Source organism: Methylobacter sp. S3L5C (assembly GCF_022788635.1).
Taxonomy (GTDB): Bacteria; Pseudomonadota; Gammaproteobacteria; order Methylococcales; family Methylomonadaceae; genus Methylobacter_C.
Genome location: NZ_CP076024.1, coordinates 3,828,628 through 3,847,514, shown reverse-complemented (window position 1 = coordinate 3,847,514; position 18,887 = coordinate 3,828,628). Strand labels below are relative to the sequence as shown.

Sequence of the window (18,887 nt, the reverse complement as noted above, 5' to 3'; positions counted from 1 at the left end):
TTTTTTAACTGGAGCTTAATTTGAAACCGGTAAAAGTAGGTGTATTAGGACTGGGTACTGTCGGTGGTGGTACAGTCAATGTATTAAAACGTAATGCGGCAGAAATCGCCCGCCGTGCGGGTCGGGAAATAGTTGTTACCCGAGCTTCTGCAAAAGATTTAAGCAAGGAACGGATTTGTGATACCCAAGGCATTATTTTAAGCACTGATCCTATGGATATTATTAACGATCCAGAAATTGACATCGTTCTGGAATTGATCGGTGGTGCAGGGCTTGTTAAAGAAATGGTCTTAAAAGCCATAGAAAATGGTAAGTACGTTGTCACGGCCAATAAGTCGCTGATCGCTTTACACGGTAATGAAATTTTTGCCAAAGCCAGTGAAAAAGGTGTTATCGTCGCTTTTGAAGCTGCCGTTGCCGGCGGTATTCCCATCATCAAAGCCATACGTGAAGGCTTGAGCGGTAATCAAATTGAATGGCTGGCAGGTATAATTAATGGCACCGGTAATTTTATTCTGACCGAAATGCGCGATAAAGGACGGGATTTTGATGACGTACTGGCTGAAGCGCAAGCGCTAGGTTATGCGGAAGCTGATCCAACGTTTGATGTCGAAGGTATTGATGCCGGACATAAATTGACTATCTTGGCCTCAATAGCTTTTGGTATCCCTTTACAATTTGATCAAGTTTATACCGAAGGTATTACCCAAATTACCCGTCTTGATGTCGAGTACGCTGAACAATTGGGTTATCGAATCAAACATTTAGGTATTGCCAGAAAAACCTCTGAAGGCATTGAATTAAGAGTGCATCCCACCTTAATTCCCGAGCGCCGATTGATAGCCAACGTCAATGGTGTGATGAATGCCGTGTTGGTTAAAGGTGATGCCGTTGGTGCGACTCTTTATTATGGCGCAGGCGCTGGTGCAGAACCGACTGCCTCAGCCGTTGTTGCCGATGTTATTGATGTCGTCAGAGCGTTAACCAGTGATCCTGAAAACCGCGTGCCGCATCTGGCTTTTCAGGCAGATTCATTGGCCGATATTCCGATCTTGTCCTCCGAGCGCTTTAAAACGTCGTATTACTTACGCCTGAATGCAGAAGATAAACCGGGTGTACTGGCTGACGTCACCAGAATATTGGCAGATCATCACATCAGTATTGAAGCCATCATCCAAAAAGAACCGGTAGGTGATGAAACTGCCATACCGATTATTTTGCTGACGCAAATTACGCTGGAAAAAGAAATGAATGCAGCGATTGCTAAAATTGAAGCGCTGCAAACCGTTACCGGAAAAGTTAATCGCATTCGCCTGGAAACTTTAAAATAAATAAACATCATGACAACACAAAAACATTACACAGGATTAATTGAGCGTTACAGAGACCGCCTGCCGGTCAGTGCAACAACGCGTATTATCAGTTTGAATGAAGGCAGAACGCCGCTGATTCAATTGCAAAACATCCCCCGAATGATAGGCAAAGACGTTGAAATTTATGTCAAGTTTGAAGGCTTAAATCCAACCGGCTCATTTAAAGACCGTGGTATGACCATGGCTGTTACCAAGGCCGTAGAAGACGGTAGTGAAGCCATTATCTGTGCTTCAACCGGTAATACCTCAGCTTCTGCTGCTGCCTACGCGGCACGGGCAGGCATTAAAGCCTTTGTATTGATACCCGAAGGTAAAATTGCTCTGGGCAAGCTGGCGCAAACTTTAATGTACAACGCGACTATCATTCAGATTAACGGTAATTTTGATAAAGGTATGGCACTGGTTAAAGCAGTGGCTAACCATGCTCCTGTTACTATTGTTAACTCTATTAATCCGTTCAGAATTGAAGGCCAAAAAACTGCCGCTTTTGAAATTGTTGATGAACTGGGTTTTGCTCCTGATTATCACTGTCTGCCCGTTGGTAATGCCGGTAATATTACTGCCTATTGGAAAGGCTATAACGAATATGCAACTGATCGTGTTTGCGGTAATCGCCCTATTATGTGTGGCTATCAAGCTGCTGGTGCTGCGCCTTTCGTGGCAGGCATGATGATTGATAATCCTGAAACTGTCGCTACGGCGATACGCATCGGTCATCCACAATCCTGGGATTTTGCCTGGGCTGCCCAAAAAGAGTCTGGTGGTTGGTTTGATAAATTTAGTGATGAACAAATTTTGGCGGCACAAAAAATGTTGTCGCAATATGAAGGTGTGTTTTGTGAGCCGGCATCAGCGGCTTCATTAGCGGGTGCCTTGCAAGATATAGTCTCCGGAAAAATCCCTGAAGGCAGCAAAATTGTTTGTACTTTAACCGGTAACGGTATTAAAGATCCTGAAATTGCCATGCAACAATGCGCCGATGCCAAGCCGGTAACCATTGATGCCAGTCTGGATGCTGTTAAACGGGCAATTTTGGATTGTTTGTAAAAAATATTTACCACCAATCACAGGGATTACGTAGCCATGGGTGGCAGAAGATAGAATCGAATCTGGAGTAGCTCTCTGGATCGTCAAAAGTAGTTACTTTAGGCTCTCCAGATAGCAGTTGCAGAGATACCAACAAAATCCAAGGTAAAAATTATTGAGAGATTCGCGGATAAATAATTTTGATGTCAACAGATACGATCCCTTGAAGGGGTGTTATCTGTGTGGATTTACAGCGATGTGTTTAGAAATTTAGTTTCTGAAAATTTATAACAGCTTTTAAATGACAGAATTTAAAATCTGCTAATTCTATTTCTCGGAACATTCTATTGCGTCAACTTTAAATACTTTTGATATAGCGTGTCATGGTCTTCAACATGCATGACATCTTTATCGATGCAATCAACCGGACAAACTTCAACGCATTGGGGCAAGCCATGGTGCCCAACACACTCGGTACATAATTCGGGGTCAATAATATAAATGTCCTCGCCTTGTGAAATGGCGGCATTTGGACATTCAGGTTCACAGACATCACAATTGATGCATTCATCATTAATAATAAGGGCCATCTTAATTCCTAACTAAATTTTTCTATTAAACGCTGGTGTACAGGCTCAGGGACGAAACAGGACACATCGCCCTTAAGTTGTGCAATTTCTCTGATCATGGTTGAAGAAATAAATTCATATTGTTCAGCAGGCGTCAGAAACATGGTTTCCAGTTGTGGGGCAAGCCGTCGATTCATTCCTGCCAACTGAAATTCATATTCAAAATCGGACACTGCACGCAAACCTCTTAAAATGACATTGGCACCCTGCTGTTTGGCACAATCAACCAACAAATTATCAAAACCAATAACCTGGACATTAGAAAATTCGGGAGTAACCAGTTTTACTAGTTCAACGCGTTCATCTAGTGAAAATAAGGGGGTTTTCCCTCTGTTGACTGCCACAGCAACAATAACTTTATGATATAGTTTTGATGCTCTGGCAATGATATCAATATGTCCATTAGTAACAGGATCAAATGTACCTGGATAAATTGCGATAATTTGCATAGTCTATAGCTTTTAAAAAAATTCGTTAATTCTATACCAAGGCACTGGTTTAACATACTCCTTTAATTAGAATTTTAGCCTAATGAAGTAATACCAATAATAATAACACTATTGCCAGACCTTTTTGTGTCCCAAATCATTATCGTTATGGGTAAGCCATCAGCTTCTATGAGGAATATATAATGCTCACAAGATTTTCCTGTCTTCATCTAATCTTAATCAAACCTACAGGCTTTCTTTCATCTTGTTCATGTAATCTTGATGCAGTTGTAGCAACTTGTGTATAACGCTGGTCGCGATGACTTTAATAATAATCGGTTTTAACCAGTTATTATTAGGCACCAACAGAATCAGTATTTAGCGAATGTGTCACTCTGATTTAAGTAAAATTGGGTGCATTTAAATAAAACACTACCAAGTAGTAATTATATTGGGTAAGGAAAAATTAATATGAAAAAAGTAATGAAATTAGCAATGATTGGTTTGGCTTTCAGTCTACTTGGAGCTTGTGCAACGACTTCCGACGTTGAAAATTTACAGTCACAGGTAGATGGTCTGGATACTTCTGTTAAACAGGCATCAGCTGATGCGGCGAACGCACAAGCTACCTCTGCTGATGCCGCTACCAAAGCAGAATCGGCAGAGACAGCGGCTAATCGGGCCGCACAATTATCTCAAGATGCCAATAACAAATTAGACAGAAAGTTTAAACGATCCATGATGAAATAACACCCGTTATTTCGGTACAAAAAATAGCCCGGCAGGAAAATTACCGGGCTATTTTTATGGTCAATTTTTAATAATTGTTGTCCAACTTAAATCCCTATCCTGATTTTGCTGAAAAGCGCAACTCTCCGTTTACTTTATTGATATTTCTTAACAGGCTTTCATGGCTGGCATGGAAATATTATTCATCAAAATGATCAATAATCTTTTACACTGAAAAAAGTCGGTCATGACGTCATTGTAAGGGAGTTTTTTCATACTCTCGATGGTAATAAATTACGTAGTTTGGAATATTGTGGCAAAATGCATATCAAAAATAACCAAATTATTTATTATTGGAGTTGTATAAATGCGCCGTCTGCAAATAAAGCACGTAACCACTTACGAATATGCTCAAGCGGTAACCTTATTGCCGCATAAATTACTGTTACGTCCTCGAGAAGGCCATGATGTTCGTATTGAATCAGCCGAGTTAACTATTTCTCCTGCCCATCAATTGCAATGGCAGCGGGATGTGTACGACAATCCTGTAGCATTGGCAACTTTTCTTGAGCCAACTAACCAGCTTTCTATCAGTAGTTGTGTTGTTATTCAGCATTATGATAATCAACCGTTGGATTTTCTGGTAGCGGAGCATGCGGTTTTTTTTCCTTTTCAATACGATGTTGCAGAACGTATTGATTTAAGCCCTTATCTGTCAGTGATCTTTGATCAAGATCATGCAATATTAGATACATGGTTGCGACAATTTTGGAGCACTGGCCAAGTTGTAGAAACCTATATTCTGCTTGAATGGATCAATAAAGCCATTGCCACCGGGTTCACTTACCAGCAGCGCGAGGAACCCGGAGTTCAAACACCGGCAACGACGTTGGCAAAGCGTACCGGGTCCTGCCGCGACTTTGCAACTCTGTTCATTGAAGCTTGCCATTATCTGGGCTTGGCAGCGCGTTTTGTGAGCGGTTATTTATATTCACCAACACTTCCTCAGGGGCAGGGTGCAACTCATGCTTGGTCAGAAGTTTATCTGCCCGGTGCCGGTTGGAAAGGCTTTGATTCAACCTCGGGTTTGCTGGTTGGTAATCATCATATCACTGTGGCTGTGAGTCGCCATCCCGAATCAGTACCACCTGTCTCCGGTTCGTTTATAGCCACGGCAACCGATAACCCGCAGTCGCCCATGATGAACGTGGTTGTAGAGGTAGTTCCCGCTCCTGATTAAGGTTATTTATGTTGCCGCTACATTAAAGGCTGTCTGTATTGAGTAAGGTTAATTATCGATAGTGGCCTTATGCGCAGCATTTTGCAGTCAAAATGTAATTTACAATCAAGTCTGAGACGGTATAATTTCTTACCTATAAAAAGATAAATCATTCAATTAATGTCAACGAACATACTTTCCCTGAACCACGCCAGTTTTATTGTTGCCGATTTAGATATTTCGCTGGTATTTTACTGTAAAGTTTTAGATTTACAGCAAGTTGACAGGCCGGATTTAGGGTTTCCTGGTGCATGGTTTCAACTGGGTGCTCAGCAAATTCATTTACTTCAGTTACAAAATCCAGACCCGATAAAGGGACGGCCTGAACATGGTGGACGTGATCGTCATGTTGCTTTGAATGCCTTGGCACTAAAGCCCATTCAAGATGCATTGAAAAAAGCAGGTATTATTTATACGATGAGTATTTCGGGACGAAAAGCACTTTTTTGCCGGGATCCAGATGGTAATACCGTAGAAATTATTGAGCAAGTATAAATTATCTCTCTCTGCCATTCTTTATGCAGGATTAATTAATCCTGAAGCCGGGTCATCCAGGGATCCTTGGTATAAGGATCCACATGAAAGGCAAGGGATTCAGGTTTATGCAACAAGCCTTCTTCGCCTGAAGCATTAGGGTTTAATTGTCTTTTTTCAACAAAGTCAACCATGCGACGTGTGTTATAAATCACCAGTACGCGATGGCGATTTTTCCCCGGGTAAATTTGAAAAGCCACGTTATTTTCGGTAAATACGGTATTTCTATTGATGAGTGCTTCAAGCAGATTTTCATCACCTTGAGCCAGATTTTTTAAAATAGAGTCTTCACGGTTCCTGATTAGTTGTTTCAGGTACGTCATTAATGTACCTGCTATTTGGTGTTTCTGGAGCGCCTTGATATCCTGGACGGAAAAAGGAAAGCTTTCGGCGACGAGATAATGCCGGTCTTTTTCGCTGTCATTGGCAAACAGTGATATCTTGTCCAGGTCTTCATGTTCCAATGCGTTCAAAAATGACCGGGGCGCGCGAATATGTTTATCTACTGTAACCACCCAAGGCAGTGCGCGAGCGGTTGTTTCAAAACGTTCTTTTACGCTGGTTATAACGTTGGATCTTATTAATTCATTTTCACGGCCTTGAGGTTTAATAACAAAAGCGTCTACGGCCGTTATTTGGGTATGAAAACCGTATTCTTTAAATTGGTTGATTATGTTCGAGTAGCGTGGTTGGTAGGGAATACCGGTGCCATCATAGAGAATATTGATATTATTTTTTTTGGCATGATCGGCAACCAAATCACGTAGTCTGTTCGCAAAAGGTTCTACATAAACATAATCGTCACTATGATGGCTGGCGGCAGTGAGTATTTTGTACAGGTCGCTTTTTTTACGAAACTCATCCAATGAAGCAATAACAAAATTATCTCTGCACTGTATTTGTGCAATTTCTTCAACAGCTGTTTTTCCTGATCCAGCCCCTCCCATTGCCATAAACAACGTAGGATTTGTATCAGCAATCTTGCCTTTAAAGAGCTTGTCTTTCGCTTCATCGAGTTTTTTTATAATTTTACTTAGTCGCTCATAGGCTATTTCAACGGCTCGCTCTAAACGTAAATCACCATTGGCTGCGGTTATCATTTTGTCTTTAAGCGCTTCATTTTTCGCTAAATTAAATATCAGGGCTTTATCGCCTTCGCATTGCTTAAGTAGTTGTAAAACTTCTGTATGGCCGGGAGAACGTAATCCGGTTAACATGTTAATATCAAGACAAAACAGCGGCGCAGCTCCATCTTCACCCATGCTGATGCCGTCAATTTCATAGTTTCCAGAGTGTCGTACGGCTTCTGTACCTGCGAGATAACCAATCATGTTTTCGGCAGCACAGAGCGGGTAATCAGCAAAATGCTTGCCAGCGATAAAGTATTCTTTTTTAATGCTATCCATCGGTATCAGACCGCCGTTTACCGCAACCAGGCATTCTATTCCGGTTTTTGTTGTATGTGACAAAAAAGGAATGCCATAGACAAATTTCTTGTTTTCCGGCCATTTTCCATAAGCGTTGGCTTTATTTTGCAGGCTTTTACAGCGGGTCGGATCAAGTGCATGTTCGAAGGCTTGTGTGATTTCTCTGAGGGTACTATCAGGATTATGCAAGGCGGCCGCGTCACAGGCTTCAATTCGTCTGAAATCTATGCCCTGTTCATAAACACTTTTGATTGCCGGCAATTTACCCAGCATGGTTAAAAACAAATCAAGTGTTAATCTGTTTCCATAAGTGAAGGGTCTTACACCGCGCATTTTTTGGTAAAAAGTAGCCAGTCTTTCAGCTATATCTTCCGTTTTGATAACGAAGCCATTATTATCAAAAATTGCCGTATCCAGATTCCCGTCGTCATCTAAAACCAGGCATTCTATGGTTTCACGAAATTCTTTTCTTTTATCCGCATCAAGCATAGTGCCTGGGCGATGGCAAACAGTAGGTTGTTCTTTCCAATCCTGAAAAATTTCCCGGTGAATGCGCGAAAAAAGTTCCGTCAGATAAGTAACGCGCTTTGTTTGATCATGCGATACTGTTCCTTCAGCCTCTTGCAGCAGAGTGGGTAATAGTTGTAAACCCTGATAAATCGCCAATGCGGTACGCAATTTTTTCAGTTGCTTGTAGCCTGCAACTCCAGGAACAGTGCTTTTAGTCATATTTTCAGCCTTCCGAGCATCGATTCTAATTTTGATGTCATTGTAACTGAACAATTGTTAACTAAAGCGGGTAGTTTTCTATAGGCAGGAATATTAAAGCTTATGGCGTTACTATTTATAGGGGTATTTAAATGACTTAAAACAGGAAAAGTAAAGCCCATCATATGTCAGCGATGAGCTTCCTTTGTTAATGTATTTACCGATGAAGGTTTAGCGGCAAAAATAAGTTTATGCCTGGTGATTGTTGCGGTGCGTAATATACAGGTGGCGGCACGTAAACAGGTTGCGCGTAGTTATAGTTATATCCGGATCGGTATCCCCTATTATTATGCTTGCCACGCGAGTTATGCTTGCCACGATTACCATAGGATCCTTGGTGACTTCGCCGATGGCCTTTATCACGATCAGCAAATGCTGTCGACGGCGATAAAAGGCTAATTAGTGATGCAAAGATTAGTCCGATCAGTACCTTATTGGCAATTGATCTGTAAAATCCGGTTTTCTGTATTAAAGTTTTCATATTGACTTTCCTTTTCTGGAATACTTGATGTGATTACGAACCTAAGGCTGAACATGCCTGATAGGGATATCACGGTATTCATCATTATTTGCCAACAGACTTCTTGTCACTATTCTTGTGGTCACCCTTGCGGAAGAAGGTATCCGCTTCTTTTTTCTGTACGTCGGACATGCTGGCATAGAGATCAGCAAAAACAGGGGTTAATTTTTTGATACCGTCGGCATGAGCTTCAACAATCTCTCCGTAGGATTTAAGATCATCGATAGCATTCCTGTCCTCAGCATGATCGACTCTGGCTTGAGTAAGGGCATCCATAATTTTTGCATCATCAAGCATTGTCTGTGTGACCTTTGCCCACTGTTCTTCCTGTGTTGGCGTAATCTTTAGCTTGGTATGCATATCTTTGATGCGCAATTCTGTGCGATCTTCGTGAACATCTTTATCGGCGGCAGTCACAGCAAAGGTCAATCCCGGTGCAAAAGCCAGAGTCGCAACCAGAGTCGCAGAGGTAACGAGACGTGCGCTTATGTGCATAAATTGATTGTTGGTTAATTTAAGGTATTTCATGAATAAATTTCCAATAGTGTATTAAAAAGGACTAAATTGATCAGAATTTGATTAACGATCAGATGCCATACATTACTTAGCCTTCCAGGGCTTACCTATAAAAGAAGTGAGGTTAAAGACCTGTTTGTCACTTCAATCAAAGCGAAGTATCAAGGTAAGTTTGTAAACTTTGAAACAGAATAGGCGAAAAGCTGACTACAGACCGTGCGTTAACGAACATAGGCTCTTTCAGAAATTAATTTTCCAATTGACATCGCCTGAGGCTTACAAGATACCATCCCTTAAATGAATGGCATCTGTATGAGCATCAGAATTATTTGTATGAGGATCTATAGGGGAAGGTAAGGTTTATTTACATCAGCCAAGGAGGCTGAAAAATATACGAGGTATTGATTATTGGCGTTTTAACTCCGTCAAAGACTATAAAGCAGGATCTGTATACACAGGAGAAGGTGTTTATTTTTTTAGAGTATTAACTTTTACTTATTCGCAGCTTATGCATAGTTGGAACGCATGGTATCGGTTACGTCCTTACCAACGCCACGGTAGCAGGTAAATCCACCAGAGGAGTCGAATATTGGCTCACCGCTGACCATTAAATATTGCTGTGAGCCATCGGGTTTGATACGGCTGTAGACAAAATCCAGAAAAGGTCGCCTGCCAGCGAGTTTGGCTTCCAGTATTTCCCGTTCGCCTTCATTCCAGCATGCACCGTGATCATCTCTTATGTTACCTAGTTCATCATCGACCTTGATTCCAAGCATTTCAAGTACCGGGCCGAAAATCTTGGTAAAATGTCCGTCTGTATCCTGCTCCCAATACCAGTCTGATGACAGTTCGGTCAGGCGACGAAAACGTGCTTCGCTTTGATGTAGCTCTGCAGTCCGTTCCAACACCGTTTGTTCCAAGATTTCGTTGTTATGTTCCAGTTGCTTGTACAGCAATCGTACTTCCAGCATATTATGAATGCGTGTTTGTACTTCAATCAAATCAAATGGTTTACTGACAAAATCTTTTGCACCAGAAGTCAATGCCCGTAATTTGTGATTCGGTTGTGCAGTAATCACCAATATAGGCACATAGCCATCTGTTTCTGATTCCTTAAGGGCTTCCATTACCTCAAAACCATCCATACCAGGCATCTGTAAATCAAGAATAATGAGATCGTAATGGTCTTTTTGATGCAATGCACAAACTTCATAGGGGTTAGTTGTCGACGCAATGCAACGATAGTCTGCCTCACGCAGCATTTCTGCGAGCAGTTGCACATTGGCTTGCTGATCATCAACGATCAGAATGCTGGCATTAAGAATATCTTGTGTGCTAATCATGATGTTTGTTCGGTTTCATTGGTATCAAGCAATCCTGGTTTAGAAAAATTCAGAGCATCGTCCAAGGCATTGATAAATTCATTAACCTTGATAGGTTTGGTGAGATATCGAAAAAACCCCGCTTCCAGTCCTTTTTCAACATCACGGAGCATCGCATTAGCGCTAAGAGCAAGAACGGGAATATGCAAGGTAGCCGGATCTTCACGTAAAATTTTCAGTGCCTGGATGCCACTAATTCCGGGCAAATTAATATCCATCACGATTACATCGGGAAGGTGGGCGCGTGCAAGAGCTACACCTATATTACCATCACATGCGCTCAACATGCGTAGATTCGGGTGATGCTCAATTATTTGCTCAACCAGCATCAGGTTGGCGGGATTGTCTTCTACATAGAGCAAGGTGCGTTGTGCCGAATTTCCCCAGGCTTTAGGCATTAATTCTATGGCCAGTGTATGACCTGCATCAAGCTGCGGCGTGATATCCTTCAGTAGCTCTATCCAGAACTCGCTACCTACCCCAACGATACTTTCTACACCGATGGAGCCGCCCATTAGTTCAACCAATTGTTTGGTTACCACCAGTCCGATACCGGTGCCTTGCTCAGTGCCGGATTCTTGTCCAAGACGATTAAACGGCTGAAACAGCTGCGCCAGTTGTTCCGAAGCTAAGCCAAAACCGCTATCTTTAACGCTGATACGTATGCGATCTGAAGCGCTTGCCGTGCATTTCACTTCAATCGTTCCATGTGCTCGGTTGTATTTGATGGCATTGGAAAGCAGATTGATCAGAACCTGCTTTGCTCTGGTTTGATCGGCATAGGCAAACCAGGTGTCATCGAATGTCAGAAAAGTCAGTTTGATATCACGCTGTTGTGCTTGTGGCTCCATCATGGCTTGGCACTCTTGCATGATAGTCGTCAGCGACACCGGTTCCAGCGACAATGATAGCTTGCCTGACTCGATTAACGCGAGATCAAGAATTTCGTTAATCAAATCCAGTAGATACCAGCCTGCTTTAATAATCTGGTGTAGCCTGACAATCTGGACATCAGTTGGTGGCGGTGAGCCGACTTCGAGTAATTGAGCGAAGCCGAGGATGGCATTGAGTGGTGTGCGCAACTCATGACTCATACTGGATAGAAAATCTGATTTTGCCAGGTTGGCTTTTTCGGCTAAAGATTTGGCGCTTTCCAGTTCAATGTTCTTGTCATGGAGAACCTGATCCAGGCGTTTACGTTCGGTAATATCACGAGCTGCGGCAAATACCCCCTCCAGATTTCCATCGCGATCATAAAAAGTTGTCGCATTGTAGGAAACTACCGTTTCTTTGCCACTCAAGGCACAAGCGGTGAGTTCATAGTTGGTGAGTTTCTTTTTGCTAAGCACAAGCTTAATAGCGGTTTCGGCCCTTTCCGGTTCAGTAAAATGATTCTTGAACGGGGCACCGATCAGTTCATCTCGCGTACAACCGGTCAGCACTTCCATTTGCTTGTTAACATCGGTAATGATGCCGGACAAATCGGTAGTTATGATGGCGTCGATATTGGCTTCAATCAAAGAGCGAGTGTAAAACTGTTGATCTCGTAGACGTTGATCGAGACGCTTTTGCTCGGCTTCAACCTGTTTTCTAGCAGTATTGTCAGTGCCGATCAGCAGGTAGCCAATAATGCTGTTCCGGTCATCACGCAGCGCTGTGATTGAGACGATCGCAGGGAAGCGACTGCCATCTTGACGAATATAGGTCAGCTCATAAATGTCTTCGATACCTCGCGAGGCTTTAAATACCAGTGCTTCAAAGCCTGGTGCAATGGCGGTTCCAAGTTCAAGGCTTAATGCTTCGGCACGTGCAATTACTTCATTCGGATCGGAAATATCAGCCGGGGTGATTTTGTTTATCACATCGTCAGCTGTATAACCCAGCATGTGTTCTGCGCCAACATTAAATATTTGAATGACGCCCTTTGCATCAGTGGCGATACTTGAGAAATTGGCACTGTTGAAAATCGCACTCTGTAAGGCACTGGCCTTGAGCAGTGCTTCTTTAGCCTGCTTGCGTGCAGTGATATCCCGCAAGATACCGGTAAAGTGTCGCTGACCACCTAGCCACATCTCACTTACCGCCATCTCCATCGGGAAATTGCTGCCATTTTTATGCCTGCCAACAACTTCACGTCCTAAGGCGATGGCGCGAGACTCATCGCTAATACTATAGTAGTCTAGGGAACTGCTTATATTTCTATGCTGATCTTGATCAAGTTCGGGAATCAACAGGCTGAATTCTTGGCCAACAAGTTCCCCTGCACTATAGCCAAAAAATTGCTCGGCAGCCTGATTAACAGTTTCAATCAGGCCGCTGGCAGCATTAAGGGTTATGATTCCATCGACCACGGTATTGAGTATCGCCTGGATTACCGTCGTACTGTCAAGTAAGGCCTGCTGAGCCGCGTATTCTTCAGTAACATTGCGAAATACCAGTACGGCTCCGATTACCTGATCGTTCCGGTCTCGAATAGGCGCACAACTGTCGGAGATATCGTATTCGGTTTTATCACGTGAAATCAGAACGGTGTGGTTAGCCAAGCCTTGTATGGTGCCATGCACCAAGGTTTCCGTTACCGGGATAGCCGCTAGTTGACGGGTTTCTTTGTTGATAATGTGGAAAACATCGGCTATCTTGAGCCCGGTAGCTTGTGCGAGTGTCCAACCGGTCAGTTGTTCGGCAAGAGGATTCAGCAGTGTGATACGGGCTTCGGCATCGGTGGCTATTACTGCATCGCCAATAGAAAAAAGCGTAACGGCAAGCTTTTCCTCGCTGGCTTGCAAGGTTGCATTGGCTTGCTGCAGTTGGCTATTCATTGCCTCCTGGATTTCCAGTGAATGCTGTGTTTCGAGATGTACTAAAGCCTTAAGGCGATGCTGTGCTTCGCGATAGATTAACAAGGCGAACCAAAGTGTAAACAGCAAAGTAAAAAGACTGGCAGTAACAATGATGGCAAACAGATGGCGCATATTGGTCTGGAATTCTATTTCACGCTGAGCCAGCGTACCTTCCTCTATCTTGATAAGGCTACCAATCTCGGTACGAATTGAATCCATTAACTGTTTGCCACGGCCACCATTGATAATTGCCAGCATGCCTGTTATATCATTCTGGCGCCGTAATTCAATGATTTGAGATAAGGCCGCCAACTTTGCCTCCACTAATGTCGGCAGTGCCTCCTGGTGTTTTTGTGCAGTGCTGGTTAATGTTAGTGAATTTAATGCACTTAAATGGACGGGAATATTATCATGAGCGGTCAAATAAGGCTCTAAAAAGACTTCGTTACCGGTCAGTGAATAGCCGCGTTGTCCCGTTTCTGCATCTTTTAATGCCGACATTAACAGATTTGCCTGCTCAATGATATTGTCGGTGTAATTTCGTGCTTTAGCCGCTGTTTCTATTTGTCTGAAAGCCCAGAATGTTGTTGCTAATACCAATGCAATCAGTAGCATTGCGGTAATGAACGAAGCACCAATTTTAAGCGTTGCTTTCGAGCAATATTTATTCTGTGCTGTACCTGTAGTGTCATTCATAAGCGTAAAATGAAAATTTTTCCGACATGGTTTATCTTTATACAAATGGTTAGTCGTCTGCAAGCAAATAAGGCCAAGACCGATAATTGCAGAGGAAAACTAATGGGATTAGCGCCTGACTTCGTTATAACAAAGCAGACGATGAAATTCTTTTTTGACGGCATCGTAGCATTCACAAGTATTTGACTCTAATCCGAATCGGTCAAGTACCGTGATGTGGCCACGGCGGTAACTAATAAACCCCGAGCGCTGTAAATCCCCGGCGGCTTCCGTGATGCCTTCTCGGCGAACACCGAGCATGGTGGCAATCAGTTCTTGTGTCATGGTCAATTCTTGTGAGGGCAATCGGTCGATCGTTAACAATAGCCAACGACATAGTTGTTGCCCTATGGAATGATGCCGATTACAGACTGCAGTTTGGGATATCTGGGTGATTAAGGCTTGGGTATAACGCAGCATTAAATGCTGAAATATGCCGTAATGGTTAAATTCCTCCATCATAAGTTTTTCTTTCAGTCGAAAGCTGTAACCCGCAGTTTGAACGGTGGCACGACTGAGTGTGCTATTGCCGCCCATAAACACTGAAATTCCCAGTACACCTTCATTGCCCACGCCGGCGATTTCCGCCGACGCGCCGTTTTCCATAACGTAGTGCAGAGAGATGATGGCAGTAGTCGGAAAATAGACATATTGCAGTTGATCGCTGGATTCGTAAATAACCTTACCGAGGGGCAACAAGATAAGTTCCAGTTGCTTGCTTATACGTTCAAGTATTTCTGCGGGTAGGGCAGCAAGAAGATGGTTTTGATCAGGGGTCTGCGATTGCGACTGTATACTTGAGACTATTTTTATATTATTTTTAATCATGCGACCAATAGATAAAAATTAAAGAAATAGCAGAAACGTAACTTGAAATTGTAAAATTTACATTCATGCCATCTTTATAACACAATAGATTAAAATGAGTAAAAAATATTATGATTCTGCCAATTAATCAATGAGGTTAAGCTGATAATTGTGTCGTCAGATTCACCAAAAAATTAAGGTAATTATGCAGAAAAGACACGAAAATACGAAAAAAAACTGAATTTTACTTTGATTGTCGTGATTAAATTGCTTTTTCGTATAGGTTGTTTGCGGGTAAGCATCAGCAATTTTGCTGGTTAATAATGGTTATTTTAAAAGTCGCTTGACTGACAACATCACAAAAGCCTTGATCAATAATATCGTGTTCAGCAAGTTGTTGCAGGTTGAAGTTTTTATCAATGATTGCTGATTTAATCAAAATAAGTTCTTTCGCTGCGAGTGTAGAGGCTAACCATGCCGCCAGACTGTCCGAGGTGATATCCCAGGATGCTTCAATCCCCGCCTGATCCAGCTCAACAATATCGGGTGACCAAATGACAATTCTTTGCCGGGATAACTGTTTTTTAATGTCATTTACTGAATGAGCGATAGTAAAACACCTTTTAAGCCCTTTTATTAACAAGGCCATCTGCTGCATGGCTAATATCGCCATTCTGTGGGCGGTGAGGTCGTCAAACTGCCAGCGTTGTTGGGCCAGTCTGACTTGATCGGCAAATGCACCGCCCCCCGGAACAATAACGATGGCGTTAGGCGCATAATTTTGTTCCAAGTTATTCAGGCATTTAATCAGTGATTCTGAGTGGGATAGACTACCGCCCAGTTTAACAACTATCATTTTTTTGTCAGTTGCTGCAGTAAATCCAGCAGCGCTGCGGCTTTGTCAAAGCTTTCCTGATATTCCTCGTCAGCCACCGAATCATTAACGATACCGCCACCTGCCCAGCAACGAATCGTATTTTTAGAATGGACAAGGGTTCTAATGGCAATATTGGTATCCATATTGCCATTAAAGCCTATATAACCGATGGCTCCACAATAAACGCCGCGTCGGTTAGGTTCCAGTTCTTCAATAATTTCCATGGCACGAATCTTGGGTGCGCCGGTAATTGAGCCGCCAGGAAAACAGCTTTTTAATAAATCCATGGCGTGTTGATCATCGGCCAATATGCCGGTTACGGTACTGACTAAATGATGCACAGTCGCATAACTTTCTATGGTAAAGATACTGGGTACTTTTACGGAACCTTTTATGCAGGTTTTGCTGATATCATTACGCAGTAAATCAACAATCATCAGATTTTCTGCCTTGTCCTTATGGCTGTTTTCAAGGGACTGTATTTGTTCCTGATCTTCAGTGCTATCGAGTTTTCTGGGACGTGTGCCTTTAATCGGTTTGGTTTCAACAATATTCTTGGCAAGTTTTAAAAAACGCTCCGGGGATGAGCTTAAGATTTGCACTTCAGGAAAATTAAGATAACCACTGAATGGTGCGGCATTTAATTCACGCAGAAGTAAATAAGCCGTCCAGGGATCGCCTTGGCATTCAGCAACAAAGCGTTGTGCCAGATTCACCTGATAACAATCGCCTTCTTTAAGATATTGTTTAATGCGCTTAAAAGCCTCGGTGTAAGAAGACTTATCCATATTGGATTTAACCGGGCCAAGCACTTTAAAAGCGTCATATTTTTGCTGTTCAGGCAAATAACTAAACTGTGCTATCAACGCTTGCCATTGTTGTTCATTACAGCCATGCCCGACTAATCGGCTTTGCTGTTGTTGATGATCGACAATAACCGCCCATTGATAAATGCCGATAGTCATATCGGCAATATATTCGGCATCTTGGGCAATAACCGGCAAAGTCTCCAGTCGGCGAGCCAAATCATAAGAAAAATAACCGATGGCTCCGCCATTGAAAGGGCAGTCATCATCGAGGAAAAAGTCAGCTACAAGCTGTTCTTTAACCAGATCAAAGGGATCGGCACTTGATCTTGTTGTCAGGTTATTACGGGTGATTTCTGTTATACCAGCATGCGTCACCAGGGTACATATCGGATCAGTCGCGATAATATCGTAGCGGCCTTGATGGCTTGCAGGAAAGCCACTATCCAGAAAAACGGACCAGGGTTGTCCTGCAAGCGAGGAAAATAACGCTGAACTATCAGCAAAATAAGGCAGTTTAGATGTACGTTGTTTTTGTGGCGACATTTATGGGGCAGTTTGGGTGGATAAACGAAATAACCTGAAAACTGACCGGGCAGCTAACAGGAAAAAGAATTTGTTCAAGACGTGTTACTTCACTTTATGAAACAAGAGTACAAAAAACTGGTGTAAACACTTTTATGTCTAGGCTTCAATTGCTTAATAATAAACTTATTAATGCGTGGTTTCCAGTCACGTTATAGTACAGAGCTACTTTTGCAGCATTGTTACTGATAGTCATGATATTTTGGCCAGGTAGATTCAGACTTTTAACGTTATCAATTAGGGAGCTGGATAAACTAAGTCTGTACTTGCCGTTGGTCACCAGCGCGTAACCGCTTATAATAAGGTTATACAAAATAACCGGCACTCATATAACCGTTTTCATTACAGAAAAACTCCAATGGCTGAAGCTGACAAATTATCAAGCTCGTTAAATTTTATTACGCGGTTTTTTTTAAAAAAACTAAGGACGGTTTATTATCACGCTAGAGAATCGATAGGTGAGCATAAACGGGAAATCGTTATTTATCAGGTCGAACAAGCGTGCGTCAGCCTTAAAGAAACCAGAGATGAATTTGAAGATGCGCTGGAGCGCTTTAAAAATTTGGTTTGTGTCAATGAAACAGGTTTAGAGCATAAATATAACCTGCTTAACCGGCAATATCAGTTTTGTCGCTCAAAATCGGCGGCTGTCAGTACTAAAATAAGCGCCATACAAGAAGTCAGTGAGGCATTGTTTGTCGAATGGGAAGCTGAGTTAAATGAATATACTAATCGGACTTTACGTAACAGCAGCAAGCAACAGTTAAAAGCCGCCAGACAAAATTATGCCCGGCTGATTAAAGCCATGCAACGGGCCGAAAGCAAAATTCAGCCCGTGCTGGCCGCATTTAAAGATCAGGTGTTATACCTGAAACATAATCTCAATGCGCGAGCTATAGCCGCATTGCAACATGAGTTGATTGAAATCAGTATTGATATTTCTCAACTTATTCAGGCAATGGAGCAAACTATTGCCGAGGCAAGTCACTTTGTCTCGGCGTTGGTTGATAAAAAAATTATCGAGCAGAAAGCGTTGCCTGGTCGTTAATCGTGTGAGCATCTTTTATCATGGTTAATTTAAACTAACTACTGCATTCCCGGTATTTTTTTATGTACAGTAACTTTAGGTTTAACGTTACTGTTATTAGAGTTTATATAATATGGAATCATTAGGCTTGTTTTTATCTGGATCATCTTTGGAGCCTTTTTTTCGATTATCCTGATCTATTCTTTCCTTGCCAAATTTGGCAATCATTTCATCCCAGCTTGAATAGGACTCATAAGCTTTAAAGCCGGCAGCTTTTCGTTCCTGATATATTTCTCTGCCCATCGCAATAATTTCGTCAGGATTTTTGCCATCAACGGCATCCAGGAATTCTTTGTCATCTTTTTTTGCATCCCTGATTGTCCAGAAAGACACTTCAAACTCAATACGCTTGTCTGGAGCAAAACGATTTTTGATGGATTTTACCGATCGATAAGCAGTCGCTGTATTGTGACCGTTTATTTCTTGCCCTCTACCACAGGCGACTAAGGTTGCGCAGCTGAGTATAAGCAGCAGTGCAGGTAATTTTTTCATAAAGATAGCCTCGAAATTAAGTGACAGGTTTATGTTATGGAATTTAT

17 protein-coding genes are annotated in these 18,887 nt (G+C 42.4%); 6 read left to right on the top strand and 11 right to left on the bottom strand.

Annotated elements, in window-relative coordinates; genetic code table 11:
• The first annotated feature begins 20 nt into the window (after positions 1-20).
• Together KKZ03_RS17430 and thrC are read left to right on the top strand one after the other, a co-directional pair.
• Positions 21-1,331, top strand: a complete 1,311-nt coding sequence (locus KKZ03_RS17430) for a homoserine dehydrogenase (protein ID WP_243218056.1) — start codon at positions 21-23, stop codon at positions 1,329-1,331.
• 9 nt (positions 1,332-1,340) lie between these two features.
• Positions 1,341-2,420, top strand: a complete 1,080-nt coding sequence (gene thrC / locus KKZ03_RS17425; protein ID WP_243218055.1) for a threonine synthase — start codon at positions 1,341-1,343, stop codon at positions 2,418-2,420.
• Positions 2,421-2,743: 323 nt separating this feature from the next.
• Here the strand turns inward: thrC and KKZ03_RS17420 are convergent, their stop codons facing one another.
• Positions 2,744-2,989: a YfhL family 4Fe-4S dicluster ferredoxin gene (locus tag KKZ03_RS17420; protein WP_243218054.1), complete on the bottom strand. Its 246-nt coding sequence runs from the start codon at positions 2,987-2,989 to the stop codon at positions 2,744-2,746.
• A gap of 8 nt (positions 2,990-2,997) precedes the next feature.
• Positions 2,998-3,477 (bottom strand): pantetheine-phosphate adenylyltransferase, encoded by a 480-nt coding sequence (coaD, locus tag KKZ03_RS17415; RefSeq protein ID WP_243218053.1) that lies wholly within the window; start codon positions 3,475-3,477, stop codon positions 2,998-3,000.
• A gap of 450 nt (positions 3,478-3,927) precedes the next feature.
• Here coaD and KKZ03_RS17410 point away from each other — a divergent pair, with 450 nt between their 5' ends.
• From KKZ03_RS17410 to KKZ03_RS17400, 3 genes are all read left to right on the top strand, one after another.
• On the top strand, positions 3,928-4,206 hold the full coding sequence (locus KKZ03_RS17410; RefSeq protein WP_243218052.1) for an Lpp/OprI family alanine-zipper lipoprotein: 279 nt from the start codon (positions 3,928-3,930) through the stop codon (positions 4,204-4,206).
• Positions 4,207-4,552: 346 nt separating this feature from the next.
• Entirely contained in the window at positions 4,553-5,425 is an 873-nt protein-coding gene (locus KKZ03_RS17405) for a transglutaminase family protein (protein ID WP_243218051.1), read from the top strand.
• A gap of 159 nt (positions 5,426-5,584) precedes the next feature.
• Positions 5,585-5,959, top strand: coding sequence for a VOC family protein (locus KKZ03_RS17400; RefSeq protein WP_243218050.1), 375 nt, complete (start codon positions 5,585-5,587; stop codon positions 5,957-5,959).
• Between the two features lie 35 nt (positions 5,960-5,994).
• On the opposite strand, the gene KKZ03_RS17395 is transcribed toward KKZ03_RS17400, so the two are convergent.
• The 8 genes from KKZ03_RS17395 to pabB form a co-directional block, all read right to left on the bottom strand.
• Entirely contained in the window at positions 5,995-8,154 is a 2,160-nt protein-coding gene (locus KKZ03_RS17395) for a zeta toxin family protein (RefSeq protein WP_243218049.1), read from the bottom strand.
• 196 nt (positions 8,155-8,350) lie between these two features.
• Entirely contained in the window at positions 8,351-8,674 is a 324-nt protein-coding gene (locus KKZ03_RS17390) for a hypothetical protein (protein WP_243218048.1), read from the bottom strand.
• 84 nt (positions 8,675-8,758) lie between these two features.
• Positions 8,759-9,241 (bottom strand): Spy/CpxP family protein refolding chaperone, encoded by a 483-nt coding sequence (locus KKZ03_RS17385; protein WP_243218047.1) that lies wholly within the window; start codon positions 9,239-9,241, stop codon positions 8,759-8,761.
• A 494-nt stretch (positions 9,242-9,735) separates the two neighbouring features.
• Positions 9,736-10,572: a response regulator gene (locus KKZ03_RS17380; protein WP_243218046.1), complete on the bottom strand. Its 837-nt coding sequence runs from the start codon at positions 10,570-10,572 to the stop codon at positions 9,736-9,738.
• Positions 10,569-14,147, bottom strand: coding sequence for a PAS domain S-box protein (locus tag KKZ03_RS17375; protein WP_243218045.1), 3,579 nt, complete (start codon positions 14,145-14,147; stop codon positions 10,569-10,571). The genes KKZ03_RS17380 and KKZ03_RS17375 overlap by 4 nt, the downstream gene beginning before the upstream one ends.
• A 108-nt stretch (positions 14,148-14,255) precedes the next feature.
• The gene (locus KKZ03_RS17370) at positions 14,256-15,014 is read right to left on the bottom strand and encodes a Crp/Fnr family transcriptional regulator (protein WP_243218044.1); all 759 of its coding nucleotides are present in this window, start codon (positions 15,012-15,014) and stop codon (positions 14,256-14,258) included.
• Positions 15,015-15,294: 280 nt separating this feature from the next.
• Positions 15,295-15,849 (bottom strand): uridylate kinase, encoded by a 555-nt coding sequence (locus tag KKZ03_RS17365; protein ID WP_243218043.1) that lies wholly within the window; start codon positions 15,847-15,849, stop codon positions 15,295-15,297.
• Positions 15,846-17,222 carry an aminodeoxychorismate synthase component I gene (gene pabB / locus KKZ03_RS17360; RefSeq protein ID WP_243218042.1) on the bottom strand — a complete coding sequence of 459 codons (1,377 nt, stop codon included), beginning with the start codon at positions 17,220-17,222 and terminating at the stop codon, positions 15,846-15,848. Before pabB ends, KKZ03_RS17365 begins: the two co-directional genes overlap by 4 nt.
• A 397-nt stretch (positions 17,223-17,619) precedes the next feature.
• On the opposite strand from pabB, the gene KKZ03_RS17355 reads away from it, so the two are divergent.
• The gene (locus KKZ03_RS17355; protein WP_243218041.1) at positions 17,620-18,309 is read left to right on the top strand and encodes a DUF2959 domain-containing protein; all 690 of its coding nucleotides are present in this window, start codon (positions 17,620-17,622) and stop codon (positions 18,307-18,309) included.
• Between the two features lie 96 nt (positions 18,310-18,405).
• On the opposite strand, the gene KKZ03_RS17350 is transcribed toward KKZ03_RS17355, so the two are convergent.
• Entirely contained in the window at positions 18,406-18,840 is a 435-nt protein-coding gene (locus tag KKZ03_RS17350; RefSeq protein ID WP_243218040.1) for a hypothetical protein, read from the bottom strand.
• Positions 18,841-18,887 lie beyond the last annotated feature (47 nt).

What these genes read in the sequence shown, in the direction of transcription:
- KKZ03_RS17405 (WP_243218051.1), top strand. Translation starts at nt 4,553, where the DNA reads ATGCGCCGTCTGCAAATAAAGCACGTAACCACTTACGAATATGCTCAA.
- KKZ03_RS17355 (WP_243218041.1), top strand. Translation starts at nt 17,620, where the DNA reads ATGGCTGAAGCTGACAAATTATCAAGCTCGTTAAATTTTATTACGCGG.
- KKZ03_RS17380 (WP_243218046.1), bottom strand. Translation starts at nt 10,572, where the DNA reads ATGATTAGCACACAAGATATTCTTAATGCCAGCATTCTGATCGTTGAT.
- KKZ03_RS17400 (WP_243218050.1), top strand. Translation starts at nt 5,585, where the DNA reads ATGTCAACGAACATACTTTCCCTGAACCACGCCAGTTTTATTGTTGCC.
- KKZ03_RS17420 (WP_243218054.1), bottom strand. Translation starts at nt 2,989, where the DNA reads ATGGCCCTTATTATTAATGATGAATGCATCAATTGTGATGTCTGTGAA.
- coaD (WP_243218053.1), bottom strand. Translation starts at nt 3,477, where the DNA reads ATGCAAATTATCGCAATTTATCCAGGTACATTTGATCCTGTTACTAAT.
- KKZ03_RS17385 (WP_243218047.1), bottom strand. Translation starts at nt 9,241, where the DNA reads ATGAAATACCTTAAATTAACCAACAATCAATTTATGCACATAAGCGCA.
- KKZ03_RS17395 (WP_243218049.1), bottom strand. Translation starts at nt 8,154, where the DNA reads ATGACTAAAAGCACTGTTCCTGGAGTTGCAGGCTACAAGCAACTGAAA.
- KKZ03_RS17410 (WP_243218052.1), top strand. Translation starts at nt 3,928, where the DNA reads ATGAAAAAAGTAATGAAATTAGCAATGATTGGTTTGGCTTTCAGTCTA.
- KKZ03_RS17365 (WP_243218043.1), bottom strand. Translation starts at nt 15,849, where the DNA reads ATGATAGTTGTTAAACTGGGCGGTAGTCTATCCCACTCAGAATCACTG.
- KKZ03_RS17390 (WP_243218048.1), bottom strand. Translation starts at nt 8,674, where the DNA reads ATGAAAACTTTAATACAGAAAACCGGATTTTACAGATCAATTGCCAAT.
- KKZ03_RS17350 (WP_243218040.1), bottom strand. Translation starts at nt 18,840, where the DNA reads ATGAAAAAATTACCTGCACTGCTGCTTATACTCAGCTGCGCAACCTTA.
- thrC (WP_243218055.1), top strand. Translation starts at nt 1,341, where the DNA reads ATGACAACACAAAAACATTACACAGGATTAATTGAGCGTTACAGAGAC.
- KKZ03_RS17370 (WP_243218044.1), bottom strand. Translation starts at nt 15,014, where the DNA reads ATGATTAAAAATAATATAAAAATAGTCTCAAGTATACAGTCGCAATCG.
- KKZ03_RS17375 (WP_243218045.1), bottom strand. Translation starts at nt 14,147, where the DNA reads ATGAATGACACTACAGGTACAGCACAGAATAAATATTGCTCGAAAGCA.
- pabB (WP_243218042.1), bottom strand. Translation starts at nt 17,222, where the DNA reads ATGTCGCCACAAAAACAACGTACATCTAAACTGCCTTATTTTGCTGAT.